The 18,763-nt window shown below is 37.7% G+C and carries 15 protein-coding genes; 2 read left to right on the forward strand and 13 right to left on the reverse strand.

Translation table 11 applies throughout. The features are described from left to right. Nucleotides 1-264: 264 nt before the first annotated feature. From ACJVDK_RS05055 to ACJVDK_RS05090, 8 genes are all read right to left on the reverse strand, one after another. A complete protein-coding gene (locus ACJVDK_RS05055; RefSeq protein ID WP_443939204.1) occupies nt 265-1,434 on the reverse strand; it encodes a redoxin domain-containing protein in 1,170 nt (389 codons plus the stop codon). Between the two features lie 18 nt (nt 1,435-1,452). Next, on the reverse strand, nt 1,453-2,790 hold the full coding sequence (locus tag ACJVDK_RS05060) for a TlpA family protein disulfide reductase (protein ID WP_443939205.1): 1,338 nt from the start codon (nt 2,788-2,790) through the stop codon (nt 1,453-1,455). A 39-nt stretch (nt 2,791-2,829) separates the two neighbouring features. After that, nucleotides 2,830-4,332 carry a PKD-like family lipoprotein gene (locus ACJVDK_RS05065; RefSeq protein WP_443939206.1) on the reverse strand — a complete coding sequence of 501 codons (1,503 nt, stop codon included), beginning with the start codon at nt 4,330-4,332 and terminating at the stop codon, nt 2,830-2,832. Between the two features lie 33 nt (nt 4,333-4,365). Beyond that, a complete protein-coding gene (locus tag ACJVDK_RS05070) occupies nt 4,366-5,019 on the reverse strand; it encodes a DUF4843 domain-containing protein (RefSeq protein WP_443939207.1) in 654 nt (217 codons plus the stop codon). A gap of 49 nt (nt 5,020-5,068) precedes the next feature. Beyond that, the gene (locus tag ACJVDK_RS05075; RefSeq protein ID WP_443939208.1) at nt 5,069-6,541 is read right to left on the reverse strand and encodes a RagB/SusD family nutrient uptake outer membrane protein; all 1,473 of its coding nucleotides are present in this window, start codon (nt 6,539-6,541) and stop codon (nt 5,069-5,071) included. Nucleotides 6,542-6,562: 21 nt separating this feature from the next. Further along, nucleotides 6,563-9,736 (reverse strand): SusC/RagA family TonB-linked outer membrane protein, encoded by a 3,174-nt coding sequence (locus tag ACJVDK_RS05080; protein WP_443939209.1) that lies wholly within the window; start codon nt 9,734-9,736, stop codon nt 6,563-6,565. 429 nt (nt 9,737-10,165) lie between these two features. Beyond that, entirely contained in the window at nt 10,166-11,299 is a 1,134-nt protein-coding gene (locus ACJVDK_RS05085; protein ID WP_443939210.1) for a FecR family protein, read from the reverse strand. A gap of 142 nt (nt 11,300-11,441) precedes the next feature. Beyond that, entirely contained in the window at nt 11,442-12,002 is a 561-nt protein-coding gene (locus tag ACJVDK_RS05090; RefSeq protein WP_443939211.1) for an RNA polymerase sigma factor, read from the reverse strand. A 238-nt stretch (nt 12,003-12,240) separates the two neighbouring features. Here ACJVDK_RS05090 and ACJVDK_RS05095 point away from each other — a divergent pair, with 238 nt between their 5' ends. Together ACJVDK_RS05095 and ACJVDK_RS05100 are read left to right on the forward strand one after the other, a co-directional pair. Beyond that, nucleotides 12,241-12,519 (forward strand): hypothetical protein, encoded by a 279-nt coding sequence (locus tag ACJVDK_RS05095; protein WP_443939212.1) that lies wholly within the window; start codon nt 12,241-12,243, stop codon nt 12,517-12,519. A 495-nt stretch (nt 12,520-13,014) separates the two neighbouring features. Then, the gene (locus tag ACJVDK_RS05100) at nt 13,015-14,445 is read left to right on the forward strand and encodes a hypothetical protein (RefSeq protein ID WP_443939213.1); all 1,431 of its coding nucleotides are present in this window, start codon (nt 13,015-13,017) and stop codon (nt 14,443-14,445) included. A gap of 22 nt (nt 14,446-14,467) precedes the next feature. Here the strand turns inward: ACJVDK_RS05100 and ACJVDK_RS05105 are convergent, their stop codons facing one another. The 5 genes from ACJVDK_RS05105 to ACJVDK_RS05125 form a co-directional block, all read right to left on the reverse strand. Next, entirely contained in the window at nt 14,468-15,097 is a 630-nt protein-coding gene (locus ACJVDK_RS05105) for a hypothetical protein (protein WP_443939214.1), read from the reverse strand. A gap of 55 nt (nt 15,098-15,152) precedes the next feature. Then, on the reverse strand, nt 15,153-16,943 hold the full coding sequence (locus ACJVDK_RS05110) for a hypothetical protein (RefSeq protein WP_443939215.1): 1,791 nt from the start codon (nt 16,941-16,943) through the stop codon (nt 15,153-15,155). Between the two features lie 173 nt (nt 16,944-17,116). Then, nucleotides 17,117-17,272, reverse strand: coding sequence for a DUF6908 domain-containing protein (locus ACJVDK_RS05115; RefSeq protein WP_443940027.1), 156 nt, complete (start codon nt 17,270-17,272; stop codon nt 17,117-17,119). A gap of 37 nt (nt 17,273-17,309) precedes the next feature. Then, nucleotides 17,310-18,230, reverse strand: coding sequence for an IS3 family transposase (locus ACJVDK_RS05120; RefSeq protein WP_443940028.1), 921 nt, complete (start codon nt 18,228-18,230; stop codon nt 17,310-17,312). Continuing rightward, nucleotides 18,173-18,475 carry a transposase gene (locus ACJVDK_RS05125; protein WP_443939216.1) on the reverse strand — a complete coding sequence of 101 codons (303 nt, stop codon included), beginning with the start codon at nt 18,473-18,475 and terminating at the stop codon, nt 18,173-18,175. The genes ACJVDK_RS05120 and ACJVDK_RS05125 overlap by 58 nt, the downstream gene beginning before the upstream one ends. Nucleotides 18,476-18,763: the final 288 nt, after the last annotated feature.

An 18,763-nucleotide genomic window follows, 5' to 3' on the forward strand; every position in this document is an offset into this window, starting at 1 on the left:
CGCCTAGTATAAAATCTTTAGTGCCTATAGATTCCCTTGCGATATAAGAATAAGCACTATCCCATATGAATGGTACTGATGGCCAAAAAAGTTATCCAAGCTTTCCTGATCTCCTAAATTTGAGCACAACTACTGTATTTCATAAATTTGTAGCACATACGAACAAACTCACCGAAAATAAATTTATTGTAAATTATTTTCGGTGAGTGCGTGTCTTTCCACAAAAGCTTATTCACATGAACAAACACCTTGTGCTACTGTAATTTAAGATTTCGACAGCTTTTCTTTGATCTGTTGTAAAGTAAGGTTCTCACCAACAACTTTTCCATTTTGATCAACCAAGAACATCGCTGGAATAGCCTTAATCTTCCAGGCATCAGCTGTTGTGCCTCCATTATCTAGGTAACTTGGCCATTTTAATAGCTCTTCTTGTTCGGCCTTCAACCAATCGGCTTCCACTTTATCAATGGATATACTTACAATTTCGACAGACTTTCCATCCAACTCCTTATAGAACTCTTTCAATGCAGGGAGAGCTTTGCGGCATGGAGCACACCAGGAAGCCCAAAAATCAACAATTGTATATTTGTTCTTTTTAAAAACAGTTGCCAAATCTGCTTTCACATTCGCATTGGTCTTTGCATTCACTGCTGGTGCTGCCTGGCCTAAAAATCCCTCAGGATATATCTGCTCTTTAAGAGCCTTACCATAATAGCTATTTTTAGCTGCAGCAGAAAGGTCATCATACATCGACTTTTGTTCAGGAGTAAAGTAGCTCATTGTATTGAGCATTAAAAAAGGTCCCCACCATGAATCACCGTTGTCTTTATAAAGTTTGGTCATTGTATGTTCAACTTTGTTAAAGAAGTCAACTTCATCATTTTCAAAAGCCTTATAAGCAGGTGTATTGACAAGTGAGTCGACTTTATTCTTGTCTTTTTGTGCACGTGCATTACGTACCTTTGAAGCAATTTCCTCACCTCGTTTGTTGTAAGCCTCGTGCTCAGCATTTAATGCGCTCCTAATGGAAATTTTTTGTTTGTATACATCGTGAACAGGACTGCCCAGAACTTTAACATCTTTAAACAGATAACGTTTTTTTCCGTTATTTTCTTCTAAAGAAACACTACCTGTTAAAGTAATGTCCGTATTATCAACCATAATTCCAAAAGCCATACCGCCTTGGATAGTTAACAGAAAATAACGAGGACCATCCACTTTCCCCGAAAAGGAAAATTTACCGTCCATAACCTTGGCCGAGGCCACAGTCTTTTCTGTGCGATGCGTACTTCCAGGCACAAGTTCTACAACAAGGCCATTTTCTAATCCCTGGATATTACATTCTATTTTATATCCACGCTCAAGGATAGAAGCGTTTGCGCCGATGGCGAAAAGGATAAGTATAAATGCAATACTTAATATTCTTCTTTTCATTACAATTTATTTTTTAGTTTAAAATTCAGTTTTTGTTTTTTTTGCCAGTCCAATCATGGTCGAAATCTCATCAACTACGGCTTTATCATTTGCGTAATAACCGCTTGTTGAAAACCTAATTTTGCCATTACCATCAATGATGAGCTTTGTGGGGATACTCGCAACCCCAAAGGAACCCGCTACGATATTTTTTTTCGTTGAGGTATCCTTATGATCCATTAACAGGGTAAAATTATATCCCTTATCCTTCAAATAGTCACTAGCATCCTTCAATGGGTTTGGTGTAGTTTCGAAAGTATGAAGGAATAAAAATGCAACATTGGGGTCGTTTGAAAATTTATTGACTGCAGATTGCATGGCTGGAAAAGATGCTTTGCAGGGCACACACCATGTTGCCCAAAAATCGATAATTACGACTTTTCCTCGGTATTGATCTATGGTAACCTCCTTGCCATTAATATCTTTTCCAAGAAAAGTAGGAGCTGCAATTGCTATCATTTTTTTAGCTAACTCCGCCTCCAGATACTCCATGTAAATCTTATTCAACCCCTCCATGTATGAGCTGGGATTTAAAGTGGGATTTGCTAATCCATACGCTGATTGGAGTTCTTTTTTCAAGTGCTCATTAGCTTTCCCTTTTTTAACCAGTGGTTCTAAAGTAGCCATTACATCCTCATACCGTTTCGCGTGCATTAATAACTTAACGTAATTTGCGGTATTCACCTCACTTTTGTATCTAAGTTTGGGATACGCTTCATCTGCATACTTCAGCGCTTCTGTATATCTGTCCATTTTAGTTAGGAGCAGGCTATATTGATTCACCATCGGATTAATCTCTTTGCCGCTTAGTCTGCCTTTTTCGATACGGTTCTTTAATAAATCTTCTGCAGCGGAAGGATATTTCGAAGCAAGCTTTTCCGCCACTGATGCGATAGATTCGGCGCTCGTAATATTAGAGATATATTTGCTTGCATTCTTTATTTTATCAGCGGATATATAACTCTCGGCCATGGATTGATTGAGTAAATCAGCACTCTCTTTCGGAAAATTTGCTATACCATCCCCATACATTACCTCTTTCTTTCCCAAATCCATCTCGCGCAAAAATTTGTCACGGAACAATTCAAAAGAAACCTCACCATATGGGTACCGTTTAACCAATACTTTCTGTACCGAATCACTTCGTTTAAAGTCCCTCTTAACATTAAAGTACCTTAAAACGATGTTCAAATCTGCTTCCTCTCCTTTACCAAGTTCTGCCAATCTATTATTTACTGCAGTCGTTTCTTTTAATGCCAGAAGCTCGGTCAATTTGTCGCCAGAATCTTGAGCCATGGCCGATAATGTCCAACTCATCAAGCAAAAAAATAATAATCTTTTTCGATTCATAGCGGTTTAAAATTTAATTCCCATGTCTACAACCTTTCCAAATCCTTCAAGGCGATCGGTAAACTCACCTATCACGCCAAAATTGGCCACCTTGAAAAAATACAACCTGCCTTGAGTACCGTCCCATGTAGCAACGGCCAGCCTTGGTGCTCGTTCTGTACCTTGGAGTACCGATCTGCTAAACCTCATTGCAGTAATTTTTTCTGTAGAAGGAAAACTATAAGTACCCTGAATGTCATTCGTTCCTATTGCATACGTACGCAAGACATTTTCTGTTCCATAATAGATATAGTTAGCGGTTGTAGAAGCTGCTGCTGCACTCATGTTCAAGATGTCCGGAGCATTCATCTGTACTTTTTCTACAGAGAGATTTGGACTTGCAGCGGAGGTGTTCACAGTTTTAACTTTAAGTCTGTACGGCAGATTATCCGCACCTTTCATAATTGCGTTGTATTCATTTGCTGAACTTGCAGAATCCAGATAAAGCATTGTCATCCCTACATTATGAAGGTTAAAAGCAGGTCCACTTACTGAAGGTGAGAAATTCTGAAGTTTTACACCTGAGCTTGGTGCAAGGAAAAATCGTTTACTCGTGTTATCATACACCATAGCAGAAACATTGGTTCCACCCACAGAATACGGAGCAAGGTCGTAATTCAAATCTCCATCAGGATTCAGCAGACTTACACCCCACTTTTTCTGACCAGGAAAACCTCCTGAAATATTGATATGAACTTTTCCATCGCCAATAAAAACACCCGTACTTCCCTGCCACTTCATTACCGATGGCTTACTAACGTTCGGGGGCGAAAAGAAAAGTGTAGAATAATCAAATTTTCTAATCAGATTTGTGTAGCTAACTTCCTGACTTCCGGTTTCAGCAAGAAGATAAATCCTCTTGCCTCCGGCAGTTATCTCATCCTCAATATTGGTTGTAATTATTTCAAGCTTGCGTGGCTTAAGTAAAGGAGTACTGTTAATGGCACTATATACATTATGCTGTACAGATTTATCTTGGAAGACATACGATATGTCTCCTAGACCATTCTTATCCACCAAAACCATCAAGCCTGCACCGGAAAATTTGTTACCGATAACAATATTATAATTGATATAGGCAGATATACCGGTTTCTTTATCTCTCGCTTCAAATCTTACTACGTAAGGTTCTCCTAAAATAAATAACTCAGGCTTAATCACATAGCTCAATACCGCATCATTGGAAATTACAAACCTCGGACTGGTTATGCCTACACTTGGATTATTTTGGTAAGCTAACCAGGTATATTCCATATTCTCCTTTTTATTTGGCATACTTAACGTTACGGTTGGTGCAATGCTTAGAGTAGCATTTTGAAAAACGGTGATTGTAGGTCCATTCTCGCCTGTTACGCCAACTTTATTCACTTCCATACTGGCCTCAGTACTTTTATCTTTTTTACAGCCTAACAAAAAAGTTGCTGCAATTAATCCCATTAAAAGAGATCTATTATTCAATTTCAAACTCATTTTTTCGATCTTTTAATTCTTTAACTCTATAGATTATGGGAAGAACACGGCATTGCCAAATTCATCAGTCAATGGTGGATTGTTCTGGTTATAAATCAGCAAGGCGTATCTAGCCTGTCCATTTAAATAGGCTAGATCTCCTGGCAAAGCTGAACCATTCCAATTCTGTCTACCGGTTGCCGTGATAAGAAATCGAAATTTAACTTCAGAATAATCGCCAAAATGATTTTTCCAGTAGGTCTCCCAGTTGGTTGGTTTTCCCAGTTTATCATTCAGCGTTATTTTATAACGTAACCGATCTCTATATCCTACCTTTAACTCCTCATTATCTTTGATATCAAACACCACATGAACTGTACTATCTCTAAGTCCTGGTTTTCTATAAACTACTACTGGAATTTCTGCAGTAAAGGCGTTTGCCTTAACAACAGCAGGTAACAATTTATAATGATAATTCGCCTTGGCGCTTGAACTGTCGCGGGCGACAAAAGTAATAGAGCGATCCACAGGTGCTGCCTTTCCCAATAGAGTAACGCCTATCTTCACAGTATCAGCAAGTAAGGTTGTAGGACGGGTAGCAAAAGTATAAATCACACTATCAGGAATAGTAGTCACATACACCATGCTTGCCGCATCGAAGTATTGTCCCTTATCTTCCTCGCAAGAAGCTAAGCAAACTATGGCCACAAGGGCCAAATATATTTTTTTCATAATCCGTTTCATAAATTGTGTTTCCTTAAAAATTTGTCGAACCAAACTCAATCTCCGTATCCGGCAAAGGAAAAATATACTTTGCCTTGGTCATGGCAATTGTACCGGTTGCAGTACCACCATTCCATATTGTGGCTAAATTTCTACGTTTGTAATAAGGCCACAACTGTCCTTCGGCATAGAACTCCTTACGATATTCTAGTAAAAGTTCCCCATCTAACTGCGCAGCTGTGGTAAACGTAATTGAGCCAGGGATTAATCTTGCATTTCTTACCGTATTGAAGTAAGTCCCAGAAGTAGTAAGATTAGGTGCTGCCTCTGCCGCGATATAATACATTTCTGCCAACTTGATTAAAGGAATCATTTTTTGCCTCACTCCAGAAGTTGCATCGCTCCAATATTTTTTAGAATAAACAATGGTTGGAGATACCTCATTCCAAATATTTTTTGGAGCTAGGTTCGACCGTACATCATCTGGGAAAGTGGTAGGATAAACAACGGCTAAAGCTGCTCTTGTTGACCATAAATCTGAGCTTTCTCCAGCTGCTTCAGCATTTTTGAAAACGTTATCAGCTGTTACTTTTAAATTAGATACGTATAAAGAGAAAACATGTTCCTGAAAAAATGTCAAATCAGCAGCAGCATCTGTAGGATTAACAACCAAAGAAGTTTGGTTTACAAAATTGAACTTGGCACTTGCTATTACCTCAGTTGCATATTTAAATGCGTTGGCTTTATCTCCTTTTAATTGATATAAGCGAGCTAGAGTAGCCTTTACTGCCCAGTAATTAAAACGGTTGTGTCTAAACTGGAGAAACACATTAGAATTTGCTCCTGACCTATCAAAAGTACCGGTAGCATCGGGTGTTTGCGCTAGCAACTGTTCTGCGGCTTTCAAATCCGCTTCGCATAGTTCCAAAGCCCTGCCTAGGTTAAGTCTTGGGTTGGTTCCAACAGTGAATTCCTTTAAGTATGCAATCGATGGTGCTGAAGCATTTGTTCCTCCATCAAAATTATCAGAATAGAAACGTATCAGATCAAAATGTAAAAATCCGCGTAAACCGAGCGCTTCCCCTTTTACAATATTTGCATCCGAAGCACTCAATACACCATTATCCACATGTTTTAGCACGTAGTTAGCTTGAGCAATTGCGGAATAGGAATTAATAAACATACCATCCAAAATTGAACGAACATCTGTTTGAAGATAGCTATGCGTAGCTAATCTATTGTATAACGTGTTTGCCGTCGACCTATTTTCGTATCGCTGGGCAATGATGTCCATGGTTCCGAATGTAAACTCCCGTCCATAACCTGCAGGTTTTGCCATAATCTGGTACGTCCCCATCAAAACATCTACAAATCCCTGTTTATTCTGAAACTGATCAGACTCCTCCACTTGGGTTTTAGGTCTTACTTCCAAAAACTTTTTGCAGGATAGGGAAAATAACGATAAGGATGAGGCAACCGCTATAAGAATAATTTTATACTTTTTCATATCTCGTGAATTGATCATGATCTAAAATGTAGTGTTCAACTGTAAACTAAAATTGTGCGCAAACGGATAATCGAGGCCACGTTCTCTCTTAACACTCGAGATTCTGAAAGGCTGAAGCACATTGAATGTAATCCTTGTATTTTGCAGCCCCAGACTCTTATTGAGTTTATCAGTGAAACGATAGTATACCGATGCACTCTGTCCTTCAATCCAATTATTGCGTTGCACAAACCTAGAAGTGGTATACGTAACTGTGGTCGGAAGGATAACGAGCTGTCCATTCACTACAGCATTATTTGTTGTACCAGAGTTAACAATAGCTCTGTAACGTGCAATATCTCCCGGCTGCATCCATCTTTCTGTGGCTACACGGCGATCAACATTATATTGATTAACATTTACGTTTTCTACGCGGTCTACCAATGTTTGGTTGTAAGCATCTCCACCAACACTAAAGCCTACATATATGTTAAATCCAATGCCATTCACCTCCATATTTACCCCAACCGTACCCGTAAGATCTGGGGTGGCGTCTCCAATGATTACCTGATCTGCAGGACTATATACGGTAGTATAAGTTCCATCCCTTTTGACAAAAACTTCATTACCTGAAGCAGGGTCTATACCTAGCGACTGGATACCCCAAATTGCATTTCTAGATTGTCCTTCAGAATATCTTGGTAATGGTACATTAGAAAGGGTTGAATTTGCTCTATTATTCAATGCCCTGATTGTAGATGAAATTTTTTCAATCTTATTGGTTACATGGAAGAAGTTTGCATTCAGCCTAAGAAAATTTCTCTTGCCTGGTTTCTGTAATAAAGTATATGAAGTATAAATCTCATAACCTTTGTTAAGCACGTCTCCCATGTTGTCATAATATCCGTTGAAACCTGTTGATGGTGCTGTAGAAATAAACGCATTACTTCCTTTAGTACGTTCGATGAAATAGTTTGTCTGAATACTCAATCTATTGAAGAGTAAGGTTTCGAAGGACCAATTCTGCTTGAATGTTTGAGACCAAGCTAAAAGCGGATTTCCATATCCCATAATGTATGCACTTACTATACCACGATATTCACTATCTGTAAAATACTGCGAGGTAGTGAGTGCCTGAGAACTGCTAAATCCCTGAGTACCTGTTGTTCCAGCAGAATACTTTAATATCAATTGGTTTAGCGTTTTATTTCCCTTTAAAAAATTCTCATTATGCATGTTCCATCTACCACCCAATGACCAAAATGGTGCAAAACGCTTATCTGAACCAATATTCGATGCTCCATCCATCCGTACTGTGGCATCAATAAAGTAACGGCTATCATAAGAATAACTTCCAATAGCAACTGCACCCAGTGATCTGATAATACTTTCAGTACCATATGGTCTGCTGTTAGGAAGAAAACCGCTACCTAATGTTAGTTCATCCATAAATTGATTAGAGAAACCAACAACGGTAAAATTTTGGGAAGCTGTTGTCCGGTGATTTCCAGTAGCTCTGACACTCAAATTAATTAAGTGTTTATCAAAGTTTTTGGCATACCTAGCAGTAAGGTTTGCAGTTATATTTTCCCTTTGGCCATATCCTTTTGTATAAGAACCTCTTTGAAAAATAGGCAGAGTGCTAAATGAAGTATGCGCTGCCGGAAGAAAAATATCAGATTCATCTTGCTGATTATTGTAAGAGAAAGATGCTTGTAATTGAAGAGAGGATGAAGCATCATAAGTGGCTTCAAAATTATTGGTGATATTTCGGTAACTGGTTTGATCTTTCAAATTTAGTGTAGCATTATACAACGGATTAGCTGCTCTTCCTATTGGCCCACCATCCAAGTTATCATAAGCATCCCCGACAGTAATTCTACTCCCATCTACAGCAAGAACCTCTTCTACAAATTGTTTTATATTTCCATCTTTATCATAGGGAGTCCAATAAGGATTTAAGCGGGTGTATTGGCTAAATTTACCATACGGAGAATTGTTGGCTTTATTGAAGGCTAGAATAAGATCATTCCTGATTCTCAATCCTTTATAACGGTAAGCCAAAAAAGAATTAGCCGTAGTTGTATTTCGAGAAGACCCTTTCATAGTGGTTGCTTTTTGATCATAGGTAAAATTTACTCCATAATTAACAGCTTCAGCTCCACCCTCAACAGATACGGTATGCTTTTGACCAAATCCATTCTGCAACGGCTTGGCAAGCCAATCTGTATTAACGCCTTCATTAACTGCTTTTAGCCTTGAAACTCGCAAAATATCGAGGTCATTTTGCAATCCATTCCGTATATTTTTATAAACACCTACCCTGTCCTCTAGCTCAAATTTCTCTCTAGCATTCAAAAGGTCATATCCACTGATATCAGGGGTCTCAAGCGAGGCCAATAAATTATAAGACACTAGTAATTTTCCAGCCCTAGGACGCTTAAGTTCTATTACGACAACGCCATTAGCACCTTTCGAACCGTACATCGCTGTGGCACTGGCATCTTTGAGCAGGGTAACACTTTCTATCCGCGTCATATCCAAATCGTTTACACGTTGTAAAGTCGTTTCAAATCCGTCTAGTATAAACAATGGAGAATTTGGTGATGGCTCAAAATTGAAGCGATCTTGTACTCCAGCCTGTCTGGTATCTGCAAGCGTATTACCTCCACGTAAAACCACCTCTGGAAGTACATTGGGGTTCGATCCCATATTAACGTTTTCCGGAAGTTGAAAGGCTGGATCAAGCACGCGAAGCGCTGTTAAAACGTTTCCGTTGGTAACTTGTTGAAGCTCCTCTGCATTAAAACTTTTAGACGCTCCAGTAAAAGCTTTCTTATCAATATTTACTATACCTGTAATCACCACATCTTTCATAGAAGTCGCAGTTTCTTCCAGAGTTACCGATAAAAATGTACCTACAGATTTGACGGTTACCGATTCTTGCTTGTATCCCAAATAAGAGAAAGTTAAGACTGATCCGTTCTGCCCATTGATGCGAAACATACCCTGAGTGTTGGTCTTTGTAATGAACTTGCCCTTATTGATACTTACCGTAACCCCTACCATTGGCTGTTTTGTGGCTTTGTCCAATACCTTTCCTGAGATGACAGAATCTGCCCTAATAGAAGGATTCGTCTGTTTTGGACTGATTTGCTTGATCAAGATTACTTGCTTATCAATACTGAAACTAAGATTACGATTCGACAGACTCATTTCCAGCGCCTGTGAAATAGTGCCGTCAACAAGCTTAACATCTATGCCCTTCACTTCCTTGATAACATCCACATTGTAAAGGAAGTCGTATCCGCTTTGTCTGCCGATTTTCTTAATAATATTTAGAAGTGTCGCATTCTTTTCATTTAGGTTTATTTTTTGGGCAAAAGTGGTTCCGGCCCTCACTTGTAGAATTGTCGCGACAAAAATGACAACAATGATCCTCATAGTTAAAAGGATTTTTTTGGCATAGCTATTCCCTATACCAAAATAGTTAGTAAAAATTTTATACATTAGTTTGTTGGTTTTGTATTTATCCCGGTTACGGATAAATACGTTTAGTTGATATAGTCTTATGATGTTCAACCCCAATGTTTGCTGGGCTCTGATTGCAGTCGGAGTCCAGTTTTATTGAGCAATGGTTAGTATCTATTTAATCACACGTATCCTCCTTCCTTCAATTTTAAATTTGATGTTATCTGTTGCTTCAATAAATTCCAGCACCTCGGATATACTACGACTTCGGGATATTTTTCCTCCGATATGCATGTTTTTAGGTGTGTAATCATATATAAACTCTACATCATACCATCTAGCAATCATATCCAATGAGGATTTAAAATCCTCTGGATTGAAAATAAAAGCCCCTTCCTTCCAAGCAATTGACTCGTCCACGTCAACATTTCGAACCAGAACCTGCTGATCATTTGCCAAGGCCTGTTGTCCAGGCTTAAGGATAAATTTATCATTCACATTTACGGCCCCTTCCAGTAACGTAGTCCGAACATATTGCTGATCAGCATAAGCGTTGACATTAAAATGCGTTCCTAACACTTGTATAAACTGCTCTTTTTCAGCTCGTTTACCTCCATCAATACCTACTACAAAGGGTTGTTTTTTATTGTGAGCTACTTCAAAATAAGCTTCACCCACTAACTGCACTTGACGTTTGCTTTCCCCTAAAAATGTAGTGGGATACTTTAATGAAGATGCGGCATTTAACCAAACCTTTGTTCCATCCGGTAAAATAATCTGATACTGCCCCCCCCGTGGCGTTTCGACTGTATTAAAACTTTTTTCAACCACCTTATCTTGCTTGTTGGAAGCATCCATTGCATAAATAAGCTGTGCATCATTTGTTTTTTTAATTGTAATACCCGATTCATCAACTAAAGTACCGCTGTTAACATCGTTTAAGCTTATTTTCTCTCCATTAGCCAACGTTAAATAGGCCTTATTTCCTCCTGGTTCAATTTTTTGCGCGATTTTTTCTTCTTGTTGAGGCAGTTGAATATAATAAGTATACAAGCCAGCAATAAAAACTAATACGATTGCAGCAGCAGCAGAAAGTGAAAGCCAAATCCTCTTAGATGGCTTTCTTAACTTTGACTCCACAGCTTGCCAATTGCTTTTTCGGCCTTCAGATAGTATTTCTAAAGGCAAATGCTCTTTTTCATTGGCATTTAAGCTTAAATACCATGATTCAAGTCTAGCTTTTTCTTCTTCGGTTGCTAAACCTGAGGTGTATTTCTCTAAAAGTAATCTGAAATCGTTGTTGTCCATTGTTCAAGTTGCATCTATAACAGTAAGACGCTTTAGAACGAACCATCGGGGATATAAAAAAATATTTTTTTTACAGTTTTGAAGAAGAAAGAGAAAATATTGTTTTTACTACAGCAAAAAATACGATAACATCCTAAAAAAACTAAAGAAACAAGTTTAAAAATAGAAAAATAGACACACTACCAACCTTTAGCCTTAATTGACGGAGTGCTTTTTTAATTTGATCGGCAACCGTATGCTCAGAGAGTTGAAATTCCATCGCAATTTCTCTATTTGTCATATGTTCTTCTCTGCTTTTCTTAAATACTTCGCGCATTCTTGGAGGGAGTGCTTCAATTTCCTTCTGAATAATTTCTCTTAATTGTTTTTCTCTAATCAAATAATCAGCTTGAATCGATCCATTTTGGACAAAGTTTTCATAAGAATTAGTATACGCATCAACAACCGCTTTATGGCGCAATAAGGAAAAGAGCTGATTACGAGCAATAGTGTATAAATATGCGGGGAGGTTCTGAACATCCAACTCCTTTCTGCTACTCCAAAGCTTTAAAAACACGTCCTGAACAATATCATTCGCTTCGGCTTGGTCACGAAGTTTATTATAAAGCTGGGTATATACCAAATCATGGTAACGATCAAATAGTTGTGCAAATGCCCTTCTATCATCCTTTTTTATTAAAATCAGCAGCAGCTGATCTTCCATCAAATGTAAATCGTCCAAGTTAGTTGATTGGTTTCAGGGTAAAGGGATTAGTTAAGTCTAAACAAAGGGCGTTTTTTTGTAAATCTAATAAATTTATTTTTTTGAAAAAACTAAACACCTTAAAAGGCTAAAAATTGATAAGAATTAGTGAAATAATAGTTTTCCTTTATCACGCTGATCTTTTTGTAACTCAACTGCAATAAATTAATCGCTAAAGCAGTCCTAATCATTATTCCTTTTGGTATCGCCTCCATGGAAAGAAGCCCGCTACGTGGATAAAGCCCCAAAAGACTACATCAACAAGGCGTATGAGAATGGAAGACGATTTATTGACATCCAAGAGCCGGAAGCCTCCATTATGAAATGGGGCTTTCAGGAAATGAACGAGGGTTTGTATTCTGCCAAATCTATTTTAAATGTCGCACATGAACGCGTTCTAAAAATGGACAAAAACACCTTTTTAATTTCCTTACGCAATCCTGTCTATTGTGGAAGAATCAGTTTACCGGAGCATTAGGATGAACCTGCCCAACTGGTACAGGGATTGCACCAGTTACTAATTTCTGAAGCGCTATTTTATAAGCTGCAGGAAATTATGAATAGCCGTTCGCGCTTTATAACAGGGATGCAAATAGCTACTCCGTATGATTTATACATAAAAATCATCCCCCAACTTTTCCGCTTGATCCTTTCCCTATTGCACAACAGTTAATAACTAACTGATAACAAATGATTTAAACAAAAAAAAGCAGCTCTTTTCAGAACTGCTTTTAAAACTCGGGGTGGAAAGACGTTTCAATGTCCTCAGATTTTATCTTTGATTTGATGTCCTTGGGGGCTTCACCAGAAAAAGTCAAAGAAAAAAATGGATTAGAGAAACTTGTAAAACCCACGAATTGGAAGGTTTAGTCGCATGCGTTAATTACAACCGAGTTTATCCCTAGTAGAGATGTTTTAAAACTTCACTACTAGGGATTTTTAATTTACTTTTATCATCACTAGATAAAAAACAATGTTAACACCAGATAGCGCAGCTCATAACCTAATAAATATTTTAGAAAACGGAAAAACCTCCTATAAATTAATCACTACAGAAAAAGATCTGGCAATTGAATCAGAATTCAAAATCCTAGACGATAACAATTTTGAACTGTCTTTTACTTTGCAACCAGATGAACAAAAAAGAGGAATTGATATTGATTATTTCTTTCAGAAACCATTTGTTTTGGCAACTCATGGAATGAGGGTGTTTGTGAAAAACTCAAGTGTGCGCAATGCATCAAGGGGGCTAAACGAAGATAGTCCCTGTAAATTTAAAGTCGAACTACAGAGTTTCAAAGGTGATGCGGATGAAAACATGTGGAAACAATCGCGACAAAAAGCCTACATAAAATATAAGATTTCAAAGTTTAATCCCTATTCATCAGGGCTTACTTTTGACCTTAGAACACATGAAAAAGATAATGGTTTCTTCAATGCCGTAGCTTTAAAAATCAGGAACATTGATTTTTTATTCTATCATGAAGCTGTAGACACCGAAAACGGCTATTTTATTATTAATCCGAATGGAAAGATCGATTTTACTCAACTGGAAGCAATTGTTGAAGCCGTAATAACGGCTTATGGTTTTCTCAACGGATTTTACATGCGTGATGCAATCTACTATTTCACAGTTAAAGAAATAGATAATAAAAGCAAGGTTTCCTTTTATTATGAGAATTTTAATACGTCCATACTTTCCGATAAACCTATTTTGGATTCTGGTAACTATGCAGACATTCCCAGACAAGAAAGAGAACTTACTAGTGCTCAATTTAATAAATTAGTGAACCTGTTGTATGATGACAAAGAGTTTTCACGGTCAGCTTATCTGCTAATAGAAGCTGGCACTCTGAAGGGATGCTCACAAGCGTCGTTGGGCGCAGTTGCCTTGGAAACGATCACAAAGAAAATCCAAGAAAAAAACGTACCCCAGAACATCGTGGATGATAAAAAAACTTGGAATGGGTTACGCTATGAATTGATGAAAATCGTTAAAAAATATACAGAACATTTAACAAAAGATCAGCTTACAATTCTCACCAACAAAATCTCCTTAATCAATAACAAGCCAAACTCGAGTAAATTGACTTCACCGTTCGAGCAGCTAGGGATCAAGTTAAATGCAGAGGAAAAGGAATGTATTAATAGTCGAAACCTATTCTTACATGGCAATCTACCCCGTAACAAAAATTCGGCATTAAGCGACCAGGAACTTCTTAATATATTAGCTAACAGGCTAGTCATGCTAAGTTCGATGCTGCTGTTGAAACTAATCGGTTATGAGGGCAAAGTTATTGATCGGGGAATGACTGAAGTGATAAAATGGCGTATGATTCATGCGGGGCAAAAAGTTTATGGTGGAAACCTTTTAAGAAACATCAATCGTCCAGCTGATGAATAACGAACATCAAAATTCTTCAAAACTATATTTTTTGAGATGTTCTCACGCCTTTAAAGTGATTTATCCAAGTTGAATTTTTAAAAAGCGTTGAATGACTTATTTTGGCCTTCAAACTTGGGTTAATAGACTGTAAAACAGTCTTAAGGCTATCAAAAACTGGTTCAGGTAATTTGTTACTTAATGTTATTCTTCTAATTACTCCTAAATCTATGGGAATATCTAATGCTGCGACCTGTTCTTGTTCTGATGTTGCTATGATGCGGTATTCATTTTCTGGTTCGAATGGTTGCCTTTTTAGATAAGGTAGCCTGGAAGATTCCAAACCCCTTAGATTTTTCAAACTAACATATTCAGCCGGGCCATGTTCAACACCTACACGCTCATTCAAAAAGTTAAACAGTTTTTCTGGACTAAATTCGATGCAACAACCACTGGTACCATTGGCAAAAGCATTCCAATGATGCACAGTTTCATTTCCTTGGGTCAAACATAACGCGTAAATACTTTTCGAATTGGTGCTAATGCGATAAGATTCAACTGTTTCCCTATCATTGTAATCTTCCCAAAAGCCTGGATTCAATAATGTCAGTGTTTCCCGCTGAAGCATATCTATTAGGAACGGAATAGTTGTAAACCTATTTAGTTTTATCATTTTTTAAGTTTTTGATTATAAATTAATTAACAAGTGATTTTAAAGGGCTTTAATATTACTGGTATTTTTCATCAAAAATCAACTTCCCAAAACTCATAAATAATTCAGGGGCATTTCTTTTTTTTCGATGGAGACGAACAAATGCACCAAATGATAAATTGCTGTCATAAATCGCTTGGGTGACAGATTGACGCCCAATTGCCAATAATCCTTGCTTATATGCCCAAAATCTTGGAATAAAATCTTCCAATTTAAATTTCCCTACCTTAAATTCATCTTGAAAAACAATTAGTGTATCCAAATCTATCATTGTGAGCGGCATAATACTTATGCGATCTCTTATCTTTTTTAATTCAGGGTCATTATTCAATTCAGTTGAAAACCATTCTTGGATAACTTCGTTTATGCCTGGTGTAGAGAGACTTTGATCGATATACAACAAAACAGGGAATATAGTCAGAGATTTATTTTCCAAATCTTTATCAAAAGGTAGACTATTTGCTGCAACTCTATGAATATTATTTAAGAGTTGTCTAATTGCTTTAGGTGTCTCTATAGCCTCCCCTTTTTTATTAACTGTCTTAAACCAAAGTTTTGTTTTTAATTCCTCCTCAAGTTTCTCAAAATTAAATGATTGTTTTGTCCCCCCATTAATTAATGTGTCCTTCAATTCAAATAAAAATAATTCATCATTATTTCTAGCATAATAGTCTGGCTCTGCATCAAATTTAGGTGCATGGACTTTTCTAATATCCTCACCAGAGAATTTTAAATATTGCAACTCGTTAAATACAACATCCAGTACCTGTTTTGCCAGAAAAGATTCAGAAAAATGATCATTCAAATAGCTTTTAAAGTCTACTTTTCCCAAAATATGTGGATTTTTTTTGAGAATTTCTTTGAATTCAAAAAAAAGGGAATTATACAACTTATTGTACACAAGAAGATTATCTATTACCAAATATTTATCGGTATTAATTTGCATTAACGGTTTAGAACGTGGCAAAATAAAATCATATTGCGAAAAATCATCATTGCTCTCCTCGATAGCTATATTACCCAAAATTTTTCTGATAGAATCAGAATTTGGGTCTTGCTCGTTAATCGTTAAATATCCAAGTCCTTCTTTATTGTTCTGAAGTGCATGCCCTACAATTGGGAATATCGACTTCATATAATCACGCCAAGTTTGCATTCCATAAGATTCTAGGAACTTTTCAAGTGCCTCTGGTAATGCAATTTCGAAAAACTGAAGAAAATAAACCGCTTTTATAAACTGGGCTATCATCGCATCGGCAGGATCGACATGATTTAGATCATGATAAGGGAGGAGCATCACAGCTAAAGTGAATCCCATTCTTTTGATTAATCCAAAGTTTTCTGGAATACTAGCAAAAATCTTTTGTGAATTAAAATTTGCCACATATTCTTCATTTATGAGCAAATAAGCTTTAAACAAGCGATCATGTGTTGTTTGAAAATCATCAACCTGCCATTCAGTCTTGTGGCTATCTTGATAAACTTGCAGGAATCGTTGAAGCAAGCTAAGATTTGACCAGATATTCAATAGCCTAAGACTAGCGTGCTCGTTTGCGTTATAACCAACTTCAATGCATTTTTTATATTTACTTACTAAAACTGAATTAGAACCGAACCAAAAAACAAGCTCGTCCTCATAGTTTTTAAGCGAACCTTTACGCACAATGTAATTTAGACGGGCAATGATAGGAAAGGCAATTTCAAAGTTAATGCCTTTTAAAAGCGTTAAAATTTCAGCACTCTTATCTCCAGTTAATTCTTCAAACAGATGCTTATATTCTAGCATTGTTACATGATTCACTTTCATTTAGTAAAAATATGAGCATTAAAAGCGTTTTTATTATCGCTAAGCATAAAAAATCTAATATAACGATAACCTATCTAAAAATCATCACTTCATAAATACCAATGCCCCGTAAGGGGCCGCCCGAAATTTTGGGCAGCCCCTTATGGGGCATACACAGCAAGAAAAACGTTATTTTAAAACCCCTGGTCTTTGATATTACCTAGCCATATATCCGCAAAATCTGCGTGTTCCTCCTGCAATTCATGGTCGGGATAGCTTGTACCGTTCTCAAAACGTATGCTTTCTTCATCGATACCCATATCCGCCTGCCTGTACATATAGGGTATCACATCAAAGTGGAATTGCAATAGTAAAGTAGAGACATTTTTAGGCAGCTTCTGTTTCTTTTGTTTCCATCATTTGTTCAACTTGAATTGGGGTCAAGTAGCCTAGCGATGAATGTCTTCTTTTTCTGTTGTACCAAACCTCGATATAGTCGAATATTTCCAGCTTGGCCTGTGCGTTTGTTTCAAATTTTCTATGGTAGACCATTTCGGTTTTTAGGGTTTTGAAGAAGCTTTCCGCAACTGCATTATCCCAACAATTCCCTTTTCTGCTCATACTTTGCAATACAGGCAACCCCTTAAAGCAATTTCTGAACTCATGGCTAGCATATTGTATGCCTCTGTCGCTATGGAAGATAATCTCTTTATCTATCGGTCTATTTTTAATGGCCATTTTCCATGCTGCCACAACGGTAGCACTTGAGCTCATACTATTTTCCATGCTCCAACCGACAATCTTCCTGTCGGCAAGATCCATGATCACTGTCAAATAAAGCCATCCTTCAGCAGTTCTGAGGTAGGTAATATCGCTTACCCATTTCTGTGCCGTTGCAGTTGTGCCGAAATCACGTAACAACAGGTTGGGACTTACTGGATACAAGTGGTTGGAATTGGTTGTTACCCTATATTTCCTTTTCATTATGCTTTTTATCCCATTTCTGAGCATCAATCTAGCTATCCGTGGACGTGAAACCTTAACGCCATTGGCATTAAGCTCTTTTGTAATACGGGGACTGCCATAGCGTCCCTTGCTCATGGAATATACCTCTCTGAGCTTGGTTAGCAATAATGTATCCTGTTGCTGCCAGAAGCCAACGGGATCCTTGGTCCACTTGTAGTAGGAACTGCTACTGATCCCAAAAAATGACGACATCTTCTCTACGGGGTACACCGCCTTGTGATCGGCTATAAATCTGTATATCCCCCCTCTCCCTTGGAAAAGATGCCTACCGCCTTTTTTAATATATCTCGTTCCAGTTCAGCATTCTTGAGTGCTTTTCTCAATCTCCTGATCTCCATCTGATCCTCGCTAAGCCCTGGCTTGTCCATCATCACCTTGCCTCCATTGAAAGCGGGATTATTACGCAACTTGCTCAATCTGGATGCATCCAGACCTAATTCATCGGCTGCGCCCTTTACAGAATTCTTAAGCTTGGACAGCTCAACTGCCATCTTTTTGAATTCATCGTCAAATACTCTGTGTTTCATATTAATCAAATTTAAAATTACATTTCAAATCTGCTCTAAAAATGTCTCCACTCAAAGGTAGCAACTCCAATTGCAATTCCAATTGCAATTCCAGATGCTCACGGGAAGTGCTTCAAAAGGCAGGAAAACCTATAGGGTCTATTATCATTGCCGTTCCTCATGCGGGGTTAGGTACAGGGCAGAAGACGTGAATAATGCCTTTATGGATCAGCTCACCATGCTCATTCCAAGGCCAGGCTACGCAGAACTTTTTGTCGAAAGCATTACAGAAGCCTACAACAACCAGAA

Source organism: Pedobacter paludisoli (assembly GCF_052344095.1).
Lineage (GTDB): Bacteria > Bacteroidota > Bacteroidia > Sphingobacteriales > Sphingobacteriaceae > Pedobacter.

What these genes read in the sequence shown, in the direction of transcription:
- ACJVDK_RS05055 (WP_443939204.1), bottom strand. Translation starts at nt 1,434, where the DNA reads ATGAAAAGAAGAATATTAAGTATTGCATTTATACTTATCCTTTTCGCC.
- ACJVDK_RS05080 (WP_443939209.1), bottom strand. Translation starts at nt 9,736, where the DNA reads ATGAGTCTGTCGAATCGTAATCTTAGTTTCAGTATTGATAAGCAAGTA.
- ACJVDK_RS05110 (WP_443939215.1), bottom strand. Translation starts at nt 16,943, where the DNA reads ATGAAAGTGAATCATGTAACAATGCTAGAATATAAGCATCTGTTTGAA.
- ACJVDK_RS05105 (WP_443939214.1), bottom strand. Translation starts at nt 15,097, where the DNA reads ATGATAAAACTAAATAGGTTTACAACTATTCCGTTCCTAATAGATATG.
- ACJVDK_RS05100 (WP_443939213.1), top strand. Translation starts at nt 13,015, where the DNA reads ATGTTAACACCAGATAGCGCAGCTCATAACCTAATAAATATTTTAGAA.
- ACJVDK_RS05085 (WP_443939210.1), bottom strand. Translation starts at nt 11,299, where the DNA reads ATGGACAACAACGATTTCAGATTACTTTTAGAGAAATACACCTCAGGT.
- ACJVDK_RS05125 (WP_443939216.1), bottom strand. Translation starts at nt 18,475, where the DNA reads ATGAAACACAGAGTATTTGACGATGAATTCAAAAAGATGGCAGTTGAG.
- ACJVDK_RS05090 (WP_443939211.1), bottom strand. Translation starts at nt 12,002, where the DNA reads ATGGAAGATCAGCTGCTGCTGATTTTAATAAAAAAGGATGATAGAAGG.
- ACJVDK_RS05065 (WP_443939206.1), bottom strand. Translation starts at nt 4,332, where the DNA reads ATGAGTTTGAAATTGAATAATAGATCTCTTTTAATGGGATTAATTGCA.
- ACJVDK_RS05075 (WP_443939208.1), bottom strand. Translation starts at nt 6,541, where the DNA reads ATGAAAAAGTATAAAATTATTCTTATAGCGGTTGCCTCATCCTTATCG.
- ACJVDK_RS05060 (WP_443939205.1), bottom strand. Translation starts at nt 2,790, where the DNA reads ATGAGTTGGACATTATCGGCCATGGCTCAAGATTCTGGCGACAAATTG.